The sequence below is a fragment of the Ferruginibacter sp. genome (assembly GCF_031391665.1).
Classification (GTDB): Bacteria; Bacteroidota; Bacteroidia; order Chitinophagales; family Chitinophagaceae; genus Ferruginibacter.
In genome coordinates this window covers 1-11,413 of sequence record NZ_JANMUN010000084.1, presented here as the reverse complement: position 1 = coordinate 11,413, position 11,413 = coordinate 1, and the positions used below count along the sequence as shown (strand labels likewise).

7 protein-coding genes are annotated in these 11,413 nt (G+C 36.4%); 3 read left to right on the top strand and 4 right to left on the bottom strand.

Features of this window, described 5'->3' with window-relative positions:
- Both ACY651_RS06400 and ACY651_RS06395 read left to right on the top strand, forming a co-directional pair.
- The coding region (locus tag ACY651_RS06400; protein WP_462250882.1) for an alpha-amylase family glycosyl hydrolase at positions 1-1,051 on the top strand (1,051 nt) is incomplete at its 5' end.
- A gap of 23 nt (positions 1,052-1,074) precedes the next feature.
- A complete protein-coding gene (locus ACY651_RS06395; RefSeq protein ID WP_462250880.1) occupies positions 1,075-2,967 on the top strand; it encodes a glycoside hydrolase family 13 protein in 1,893 nt (630 codons plus the stop codon).
- A 53-nt stretch (positions 2,968-3,020) separates the two neighbouring features.
- On the opposite strand, the gene ACY651_RS06390 is transcribed toward ACY651_RS06395, so the two are convergent.
- The 4 genes from ACY651_RS06390 to ACY651_RS06375 all read right to left on the bottom strand — a co-directional run bounded on the left by ACY651_RS06390 (position 3,021) and on the right by ACY651_RS06375 (position 9,672).
- Positions 3,021-4,151, bottom strand: coding sequence for a T9SS type A sorting domain-containing protein (locus tag ACY651_RS06390; RefSeq protein ID WP_462250878.1), 1,131 nt, complete (start codon positions 4,149-4,151; stop codon positions 3,021-3,023).
- A 44-nt stretch (positions 4,152-4,195) separates the two neighbouring features.
- A complete protein-coding gene (locus ACY651_RS06385; RefSeq protein WP_462250876.1) occupies positions 4,196-5,845 on the bottom strand; it encodes a hypothetical protein in 1,650 nt (549 codons plus the stop codon).
- A gap of 255 nt (positions 5,846-6,100) precedes the next feature.
- Entirely contained in the window at positions 6,101-6,856 is a 756-nt protein-coding gene (locus ACY651_RS06380; protein WP_462250874.1) for a GLPGLI family protein, read from the bottom strand.
- Positions 6,857-6,885: 29 nt separating this feature from the next.
- Entirely contained in the window at positions 6,886-9,672 is a 2,787-nt protein-coding gene (locus ACY651_RS06375) for an outer membrane beta-barrel family protein (RefSeq protein WP_462250872.1), read from the bottom strand.
- A 152-nt stretch (positions 9,673-9,824) separates the two neighbouring features.
- Between ACY651_RS06375 and glgB the strand changes: the two genes are divergently transcribed.
- Positions 9,825-11,413: 1,4-alpha-glucan branching protein GlgB (gene glgB, locus ACY651_RS06370; protein ID WP_462250869.1), on the top strand; the 1,589-nt coding region annotated here is incomplete at its 3' end.

Sequence of the window (11,413 nt, the reverse complement as noted above, 5' to 3'; positions counted from 1 at the left end):
CACCAATACAACTTACAAATACCAGGTTTTATTTGATCCCTATGCCAGCAAAAAAGAATTTAATCAAATGGCTGATGGCTGGTTCACCAAACAAATGCCCGACCTTAATCAAAACAATGCTTACGTTGCAAATTTTTTAATTCAGCATGCTTTGTGGACGGTAGAAAATTTTGGAATAGATGGATGGCGCATTGATACGTATGCTTATAACGATTTAGATTTTATGAACCGGTGCAACAAAGCATTAACCGATGAGTATCCGCAAATATTTATGTTTGGCGAAACATGGGTGCATGGTGTACCCAATCAAAGTTATTTTGTACAAAATAATTATACTGTTCCTTTTAAAAGCAATCTGCAATCCGCTACCGATTTTCAAACTTTATGGGGTATTACAGATGGCATGACAAAAGATTTTGGGTGGACGGACGGGATAAATAAATTATACACTGCATTGGCGCAGGATTTTGTTTATAAAGATGCCACCCGAAATGTTATCTTTTTAGATAATCATGATTTAAGCCGTTTTTATTCTGTAGTGGGAGAAAATTTGGAAAAATATAAATCAGCTTTATCCTGGCTGCTTACCTGTAGGGGTATACCGCAAATTTATTATGGCGATGAAATTGCAACAACAGGCGTAACCAATCCCAGCGATGGTTATGTACGTTTAGATTTTGCCGGCGGCTGGAAAAACGATACGGTTAATAAATTTACCATTGCAGGAAGAACACAAAAAGACCAGGCCATCTTTCAGCATTTGGCAACATTGGCTAATTACCGTAAAACATCATCTGCATTAACTTCTGGTAAAATGATGCAGTATATTCCTGTTGATGGTGTGTATGTTTATTTCCGGTACAACGATAAACAAACAGTAATGGTTGTAATGAATACCAGTAAAGAAGATAAGAAAATTTCATTTGATAAATATGCAGAAAGAACAAATGGCTTTACAAAATATACTGATATAGTTTCTAAAACTGTAAGTGAGTTTAAAGAGTTTACATTAGGCAGTTATAAAACTGCAGTGCTGGAATTAAACAAATAATCATCACCCCTCAAATTTTTAATGTGAAAAAAATAATCCTTTCTTTTTTTCTCTTTTGTATTTCACTCTCCCTTATTGCACAAAAACAATTGGAAGTTTATCCTGGCAACTGGTGGGCCGGCATGAAGATGAATAAAGTGCAATTAATAATTCATGAAAAAGACAGAACTGTTATTTTGGCTGTAGCAAAATTAGTAGTACAATCATCGTCACCCGATATAAAAATTATCAAAGTAAATACGGTAGAAAATAAAAGATACCTTTTTGTTGATGTTGAAATTGCAGCCAATGCAAAACCACAAACTGTTACTATTTCATTTGGAGGCATAATTAAAAATGAATGGAGAAAATTTCAATTTGAAATTAAACCAAGAAGAAAAAACTTGGGTACCGCTTATGCACAGGGTGTAACGGCGAAAGATTTTATTTATTTGCTGATGCCCGACAGATTCAGCAATGGCGATGAAAGCAATGATAAGTTTGCGGATATGAATGATCCGCAATCGGATAGAAGCAATCCTTTTCTGCGACACGGTGGCGATTTAAAAGGCGTAGAAAATCATTTGGATTATTTTAAAGATTTAGGTGTAACGGCATTGTGGCTAACACCAGTTATTGAAAATAATATGCACCTTACCGATGAAGGCGGCACTAAACGCAGCACTTATCATGGTTACGCATTTACCAATCACTACCAGGTTGATAAACGCTTTGGCGGTAACGAAGCGTATAAAAGTATGATTGACGCAGCACACAAAAAAGGTTTAAAAGTTATTCAGGATGCGGTGTACAATCATGTGGGCAACGATCATTTTTTTATTAAAGATATGCCCATGAAAGATTGGGTACACCAATGGCCGCAATATACCAACACCACTTATAAAGATCAACCGTTGGTTGATCCTTATGCATCTGCAATTGATAAAAAAATTGTTACCGATGGATGGTTCACGCCTTTTATGCCCGATTTAAATCAAAGCAATCCTTATGTTTCTAATTTTCTAATTCAAAATATCATCTGGAGTGTGGAAGAGTTTGGTATTGATGGCTGGCGAGTGGATACTTATTTTTACAGCGACAGAGATTTTTTAAATAAAGTGAATGATGCACTGGTAAAAGATTTTCCGGCAACAACTGTTTTAGGAGAATCAACTGTAAGCAATATTGTTAATGGTGCATACCTTACAAAAAGTAAAATTAATTTTCCTTTTAAACACAATGCACCAGGCGCTTTAGATTTTACAGTAAGTTATGCCATGCTGGATGCCTTAAAACAAAATTTTGGCTGGAGCGAAGGCGTAAGTAAATTATATACCGCTCTTGCAACAGATGTTGTTTACGAAAACCCCATGAACAATTGTATATTTTTTGATAACCACGATATGAACCGTTATTTTTCTGAAATAGGAGAGGATATCAATAAATATAAAACCGGTTTAACCTGGTTGCTTACTTTGCGTGGTATCCCTCAAATGTATTACGGTACCGAAATATTGATGAAGAATTTTAAAGACCCCACCGATGCAGAAGTGCGTAAAGATTTTCCCGGTGGTTGGGCTGCGGATAAAGAAAATAAATTTATTGCAGCTAACAGAACAGCTGCCGAGAATGAAGCATTTGATTTTGTAAAAAAGCTGGCCAATTTTCGTAAAACTTCTTCTGCCATTACCACAGGCAAATTAATGCAGTATGTGCCGCAGGATGGAGTGTATGTTTATTTCAGGTACAACAGCAATCAAACCATTATGGTAATTGCCAACACTGCAAAAGAAGAAAAGAAAATATCTTTTGAAAGATTTACAGAAAGAACAAAAGGTTTTAGCGAATATAAAAATGTGCTTACACAAACAGAAGGCAATATCAAAGAAATTACATTAGGTGCTTATCAAACTGCTGTACTGGAATTAGTAAAATAAGAAACCCCGGCTATTAGAACCCGGGGCAAATGCAAAACCTATTTGTGCTTGTGTTATTGACTAACAAAGAGTTTTTTGGTGTCCATAATTTTTTCCTCAAAAATTATTTGTAAGTTATAATTACCTGCTGCCAGGTTTTTATCTTTAATATCAAAATAATAATTAGAAGCCTGTGCTGTGGTTATTTGTCTTGAGCTTATAAGCTGACCGTTAGCACTTACCAGATTCAATTTTAATTTTCTGCTGTCGGGGTTGGTAAAAGGAATGTTTACATAAAACCCATCCTTTACGGGGTTAGGGAATATATTAATTTGCCCGCCCTTTATATCAAGCCTTAAAGTTCTGGTATCGCTGTAACTAATGCGTCCGTTAATATCCACTTGCTTTATCCTGTAATACAAAACTGAAGCATTTAAACTAGCTATCCCTGCATCAGTATAATTATAAGCAGTGCTGCCGTTAGTAGATTTATTTACTGTAGCAATAGTGGTGTAACTTGTATTGTTGGTGCTGCGTTGCAATTCGTAATGATGATTTGCATCTTCATTAGCAACTGCCCAGTTTAATAATCCATCATTGCCTTGTTTTACAACATCAAAAGAGAGCCAGTTTACAGGTAGAAGAACGCCGCCAAGAGTTGCAGAGGATGTTGGTCCTCCTGAATAACTAGCATTATTGATGACAGTTGTGCCGGCTCTTGCATAATATAATTGGCCTTCTACAGAAGTGCCAACACCAGAGCAAAAGAAAAGAGCATTTCCAGTAATAGAACCTGCAAGTGGAAGAGTTACCAATGAGACATTACTGGCAACCGTTGGACCTCCACTAAACTCTAATTCCATTACAGGCGTTTCAACACCTGCTCCAATGGTCACATTAAAAACAGCACCAGTTGCAATTTCATAATGTCTGAACCCCCCTTCTGTATAGCTATTTCCAATTATCCATCCTGAACCAACAGTTGGCACACCAATGATAGCTAGTGTTGGTATGGGTGTTGTCGCATCTGGTACTGCAACATCAAATTGCAAAGTAGAAATATTACCATTTACTGCCGGTATCGGTCTAATATATATTATAACTCTTGTTGAAGAAGATCCAGCTCCTATACTTGCCTGCATAGTTTGTGAAATGCCTGTAAGAGCATTCATAACAATCATTGCTGTACACAAAAGATATTTCATAATGAGTTTTTTTATTTTTTCTATTAAAACAATATTGATAAGAATTAATTCGGCAGAGTCTGAGTTCTAAACGTCAATGGGGCATTTCCCAAAGCAGTTATTAAAAGTAAATCCCTGTCGTTATTTAAGCTTGAAAATCTTACAACTTTATTCAGATTTACATCAGCTGAATGATAAACATTATTAATAAAACTTAAAGGCAAATTTCCAAGTGTATTAACTAATATATGATCCCTGTCATTATTTAAACTGGTAAATCTTGTTTGAAGATTAAAATTCGCATTACCTCCCCACAACAAATTAACAGTACCCAAAACCGGATGCGCTGCTGTTGTATATGCAGCAGCTGTGCCAAATAACTGGGGCTCAGTAGCAGTTCTTGCATCAATTACATTTGTTGTAAATGCAGTAGATTTAGTTTCGTTTACAGCTTTAGGAAAATTAACCTGGTCGGTACTTAATCCAAGATGATTGCGATGGCGAACCGCAACAATATAATTACCATCCGGTAAATTATTAAATGTTACCGGGCTAACACCATCTACATCAACAATATCGCCATCTCTTTGTATTAATGCACTACGGGTTTGTAAAATAACATTACCCGGTGATGCATTTAAATTCCTTAATTCTAAAAATACCCAGTCAACAATATTTTCTGCAGCTATGGCCTGTGCTGTAACAACAGTACTGCTGGTAATTGTTTCTACACCGGTGTTACTAACATGTGTAAATGCGGTGTTATAAGGCGCAACTCTGTAGGGGTCTGTACTGGGGAAATTAGCTGTGCTTGCAGATGAACCAAAAGGCAGAGTACGAAGATTATCGAACATTAAACCAGTGGGTGCATCATAAGCACCCTGTAAAAATGCTCTGGATCCAAGCGTTAAAAATTTATTTATTCCAGATAGTGAACCTGCATTTGCTGTAATTGGTGCCGAAACCCTGTTAGTGCCTGCATTATGTCCTTCAGCAACCGAACTCCAGTCGGTACCATTATTAAAATATCCTACAACATTTGCTTCAGTACCTGTTACATCGGTTGGGTCAATATATTGTCCTTCAAGTGTAACTGTTCCGCCTGTAATACCTGTTCTGGTTATTGGCCATGCTGTGTTAAGATGAGACGCAGTCATGGGAGGTTTAGCAGGGTCAGGAGTTCCCAAAACCCTCACTCCAAAATTGGCACTTGCAAAACTGCTTCCAGCAGTAGTTAAGTAAGCAGGGCGGTAGTTGGTGTTTTCGCCAACAGGTAATTCGTATGCTGCTATATTACCCGTTAATTCTTTTTTTAATTGTCCGGTTCCGTTAGTCCAAATAAATTTGGCAGCACTTGCCCCGGTAATATTTGCAGTTGGGCTAAGTGTAAGGTTTAAATTGCCAGTTTGAAATTTACCAGTAGTAAGTACCATGCTGGTGCCAATACGGGTATTGGTATTTAGTAATGTTGCGTTGGCAGCATTATCTAATTCTAAATTAGGAATGGTAAATCCTCCCATATCCACATTTTGCAACGCACTGCCTTTTAAAAGTAGCAGGCCGGTTCCCTGTATATCCACATTGCTGGTTACATCACCCTGTACCGTTACCGTGGCACCCGGTTGAATAAAAAAAATAGCATTGTCGATTTTTAATTGTGCAGTTGCAGTTACTGCTAAAGAGAAAGAGAGTATTGAAAATAATATTCTTTTCATAAAAAAAATTTCAATTGTTAACAGATCAGCGGGCAGTATTAGTTTACTTAAATTATACAGGCAAGTTAATATTAACTTACCCATTGTTTATTGCTGTATTTAGTAAACGGTACTTTCCGCTTAGTAAATGGATGCTTTTGGTTGTAAAAGTAAAACACTATCAGGAAATTGCATATACCCTAAATAGGGGATATTTTAGCCAAAAACATAAAACAGAGGATGTTGGATAGGCTGCATGAAAATACAAAAAATATTTTACAATAAAATATTCCAGACAAATTGATTCATCCATTTTCTGCCCTCTTCATCATCATCTTCTCTAACCCATTCTTTTATTCTTTCTTTAATGGTAGATTTTAAAGTATTGTTGGTATAATATTTTTTTGCTTCAACAGCTTTTATACTTTCAGTATTTACCCCGTTTACCATTACTTTGGTGGCAATGTAAGAAGTGTACATCCTTGGTATGGTCAATCCTAAAATCATACCGGGCAATCCACTAACAGAGCAGGGGCCGCCGGAAATAGTAATTTCATCGGTGTAAAAAGCAAAAATATAAACGGAGTCCATAATTTTACCCACTGCTTTGCGGCAGTTAAAGCCTGCAATTTCCCTGTTCTCGTTACTCAGTTTCCATTCAATAGCGGGAATACTGTCTGCTACATTAAATTTAGAACCCACCACATCTTTTTGCATATTAAATTTACCTGCTGTAAAATCAAAAAACCAACTGTTTTCTTCATCACCACGGCGCATAAATTCGGGCACTTTTTTTTCGCCCCAGTGGTCAAATTTGTAAACACTTTTATTATCGGCAAAAGTGTAATTGAAATAACCGGTTTTAAAATCGGGCATATTTTCTTTAAGCATTTCGGTCCAGCTGTTATTGCCCATTGTTTTTTTAATGTTGGTTTTTACTTCGTATTCAATTACAGCTTTATCAATAAACTGCTGGGCAGTGGCTGTTAGCACAGTCAAAAGCATTGCGGATAAAAATATAATGCGTTTCATCTTTATTATTTAATTATTAATATTGGTAATTATTTTGTTGCTTTTGCTGCTTTGTTTTTAAAGTTCCAGGTAAAACCAATCATCCAGTATCTTTTAAGCCGGTCATTTCTTTCTTCAGATAATGTGTTGCCATAAAAACTTCTTTCAATCCCTATATTCTGGTTTAAAATATCTCTTACAACAATATATGCTGTAAACTCATCTTTTTTAAAAGTGCGCTGCATCCTTGCATTCCATATTTGGTTAGTAAGATTATTTTGAAAGTCAACAGTTTTCTGGCGGCTGAAAAAATTATAATCTGTACTTATCGACCATACTTTTTTATAATACACGGTACCATCTAACCGCACATTATTAGTATTGAATTTTTTTATAGTACTGTTTTGAGAAGTGGTATTTCTGTTATTATTAAAATTTTCGCTTAAAGAAAAATCATACTTTTTATCCTTTGATTTTGAAAGATAAATAGACAGCCCCGAATTTAAAGTTTGAGAAAAACTGGTTTTGCTGTTAATAACATCAGCAAATTTACTGTAGCTGATGTTGGGGTTTAAGCCCACACGTACATCCAGTTTTTTTAACTTCATGCCAATGCCACCGTAAAAATTAAGGGATATGTTTCCGTTGGTGTTTATTGGCTGGGTAGTGGTTTTACCACTGTCTAAATTAATAGTGCGGTTGTTGGTTATTGAATTGCTGATGGTTCTTAAATTAAGGGATTGGTATGTCCAAATTTCCTTAAGAAAATTATAAGTATTGTGCGAAACACTAAAATTGTTGGTGAAAGATGGTTTTAAATTGGGGTTACCAATGTACTGGTTAAAATAATCGTTATTGTCACGTAATGGTTGCAGTTGGTTAAGGGTTGGCTGCCTGGTATTTCCATTGTAATTAAATCTTATACTGTAATTACTTTTATAACTGTAGGTAAAGTTGGCCGATGGAAAAAAGTTGGTGTAATTTCTTATATAATCTTTGTTAAAAGTATTATCTGCCAAATCAAAATGTGTTAAGCCAAAGCCACTGCCAAAATTAAATTTTATCTTTTTATAACTGTAGCTGATTTTTGCGCCGGGTTTGTTAATGGTTATAATTTGTTTAAACTGGTTAGATAAAGAATCAACCGTTAAATCGTATTTACCTGTTACATTAGAATAGCTGTAAGTAAGCTGATTGTTGGTGCCGTTGTTGTAGGTTATTGAGTGAGAAAGTTCTAAAGAGTATTTTTTATTAAGTGGCTCGGTGTAAACAAAATTAGCCGAAATATTTTGAGTGCTTTTGTCAGTAGCCCTTAGCTGGTTAAGGTTTTGTATATTGGAGGGAGCACCATTAAAATAACTTTGATTTACTGATTTTAAAAAACTGTTACCATTGGTTTCCAGTAAATTCCAATCGGTATTTAAAGAAAAAGTACGGCGTGCTTTTTTAAATTTATGTTTAAATATTACACTGCCATACAACGAATGTTTATCGGAGTTGGTTTGTTTTATTGAATTGCTGCTGTTTTTTAAAGTGCCTGTTCCGCCAGCAGTAGCTGCATTTCGCATTTCATCACTTTCTGTATGATAAAAATTAGCTTTGGCTGTAAATTTAATGGTATTGTTAGAATCTATTTTTATATCGTAAGAACCACTGGTTTTAAAATTACTTCTGTTAACATTAATACCCACAATTTCGTTTGTATTTAGTGCAGAGTCGCCAACCTGCTGTTGTGTAAAGCCCGTTTTGTTGTTAGTATAAATCTGGCTGTTGTATTTAGGCGATATGTTCAACGTTTGTTTATCGTTCCATTTATTACTGTACTGCAACCCTGCATTGGTATTTTTAATAAACCCATTTTCCGTATCTACATTCGGTTCGTCATCGCTGCCACCACCACGGTACATAAACATCATGCCACCATCTTCGTCCATACTCATTGTATAATTATCGCTCTCACCGCCAAATTTTTCATTGTCCTGCCAGCTAAGCCCATCCTGCCCGGTATTACCATTTAATAAAAAGGCAGTTAATTTTCTTTTTCCTTTAAATGAGCTGAATAATAAATTAGTGTTGTGCCGGTTATCAAGCGTATCGAGTAAACCACCAGCCGCATCTATCTTTCCAAAGTAGCCATGTTTTTTATCATCTTTTAATTTAAGGTTGATGGTTTTTTTTGTGTTACCATCATCAATGCCTGTAAACTCGGCCTGCTCACTTTTTTTATCAAATACCTGCACTTCTTTAACGGCATCGGCACGTAAATTTTTTACGGCCATACCCGGGTCATCACCAAAAAATTCTTCACCGTCTACCAAAATCTTTTCTACTTTTTGCCCCATAGCTTTTATTTCACCATTCTTATCTACCTGTATGCCGGGTAATTTTTTTAAAAGTTCTTCTACGTTTGCATTGGCACTTACTTTAAAACTGTCGGCAGTGTAAATGGTAGTGTCGCCTTTTATTTTAATGGCACTTCCGGTTTTTACAATTACTTCCTGCATCAGTTTACTTTTGCTGGTAACCGACACGGTACCCAGCTTTGTTTCAGCATCTTTTAATGCTATATTATCTAAAAGATCGGCGTAAAATGGGTGAGTGGTCATTAAAATATAGTTACCGGGTTTTACATCTTTCAATATAAAATCGCCGTCGGTATTGGATCGGGTAAACTTGTACAGTACAGAATCCTTTACAGTTAATAATGCTACAACGGCATTTTTTACAGGTTTTTTTTCTGTGGTGTCTTTTAAATTTCCTGTAACGGTAATGTTTTGGCTAAAAGATGATAGACAAAGGCAGAGCATGCCAATGAGCATTGCAGAAAGTTGGTGCATAATCAGGGGTTTGGTTTTGTTTTTTATGGCTGTAACTAAAATCTTAGTTAAAAATAAATTTATTAATTAGCAAATCCTAAATAACTAATCTTAAATTTACGTTAAAGCAAAAATCGGTTTTGTAAAGATCAATTATAAACTCATTTCCATAAATGGCAACTTCACAATCATCAGTGGCAAAAAAGAAAACCAAAAAAAAATTGGATAAAGCAATTAAATACGAAGAACAATACTTTGTTGACAGTACCAAAGCAGTTTGGAATTATTCATTGTTTACCGATGAAGACATCCGCAATTATCAAAATGGAACTTTGTACAATGCTTACACAAAATTTGGAAGCCACCGTATTAAAGTACTGGATACCGAAGGTTTTTATTTTGCAGTGTGGGCACCAAATGCAACAGCGTTAAGTGTAGTGGGTGATTTTAATGCCTGGAACCCGGTAGCACATAATTTATTGGTAAGAGAAGACAGCTCGGGAATATGGGAAGGATTTATTCCGCACTTAAAAAAAGGCGAGGCCTATAAATATCGTATAACAGGATACAAGGGTGTACAGATTGATAAAGGCGATCCTTTTGCCAATTACTGGGAAGTAAGGCCCAACACAGCTTCAATTGCATGGCATACCAATAATAAATGGAAAGATGAGGAGTGGATGGCAAAAAGAAAAAAACACAATTCGCTTAAAGCGCCATGGAGTGTGTATGAAGTAAACTTGGCCAGCTGGATGCGGCCCGTAAAAAATGATGAAGAAAGTTTAAACAGCTATGCACAAATTACTGAACGCTTAGTGCCTTATGTAAAAGAAATGGGTTTTACGCATGTAGAGTTAATGCCGGTTATGGAACATCCGTTTGATGGCAGCTGGGGTTACCAGGGCACGGGTTATTTTGCACCTACATCACGTTTTGGCACACCCGAAGATTTTATGGACATGATTGATGCCTTTCATCAAAACGATATTGGTGTGGTGCTGGATTGGGTGCCTTCGCATTTTCCTTACGATGCACATGGTTTATTTATGTTTGATGGTACGCATACCTACGAGTATGCCGATATGCGTAAAGGTTTTCATCCCGACTGGAACAGTTATATTTTTAACTACAGCAGGGGCGAAGTGAAATCTTTTTTAATCAGCAATGCAAGGTATTGGTTCGATAAATTTCATATAGATGGTATAAGAGTAGATGCGGTGAGTTCGATTTTGAGTTTAGATTATTCAAGGAAAGAAGGAGAGTGGGAGCCAAACATTTACGGCAGCAACGGCAATTTAGAAGCTATTGAATTTGTAAAACATTTGAACGAAACTATTTACAGAGATTTTCCGGATGTGCAAACCATTGCCGAGGAAGCAAGCGACTGGCCAAAAATATCGAAACCTACAACGCACGGCGGGCTTGGCTTTGGTATGAAATGGATGATGGGCTGGATGCACGATACACTTAATTATTTTAAGATGGATCCGCTGATGCGGCAGTTTCATCAGAATAAGTTTACGTTCAGCATGATGTATTATTATGATGAGAATTTTATGCTTCCTTTCAGTCATGATGAAGTGGTACACGGAAAAAGCCCCATGCTTTACAAAATGCCGGGCGATGAATGGCAAAAATTTGCTAACCTCCGCCTGCTGTACAGTTATATGTTCACCCACCCGGGCGGAAAACTGTTGTTCATGGGCAACGAGTTTGGCAGTACTACTGAGTGGAAATACAAGAGCGAGCTTCCCTGGGAATT

Bases quoted from the DNA above. Each gene is read 5' to 3' on its own strand.
- ACY651_RS06380 (WP_462250874.1), bottom strand. From the start codon at position 6,856: ATGAAACGCATTATATTTTTATCCGCAATGCTTTTGACTGTGCTAACA.
- ACY651_RS06390 (WP_462250878.1), bottom strand. From the start codon at position 4,151: ATGAAATATCTTTTGTGTACAGCAATGATTGTTATGAATGCTCTTACA.
- ACY651_RS06385 (WP_462250876.1), bottom strand. From the start codon at position 5,845: ATGAAAAGAATATTATTTTCAATACTCTCTTTCTCTTTAGCAGTAACT.
- ACY651_RS06375 (WP_462250872.1), bottom strand. From the start codon at position 9,672: ATGCACCAACTTTCTGCAATGCTCATTGGCATGCTCTGCCTTTGTCTA.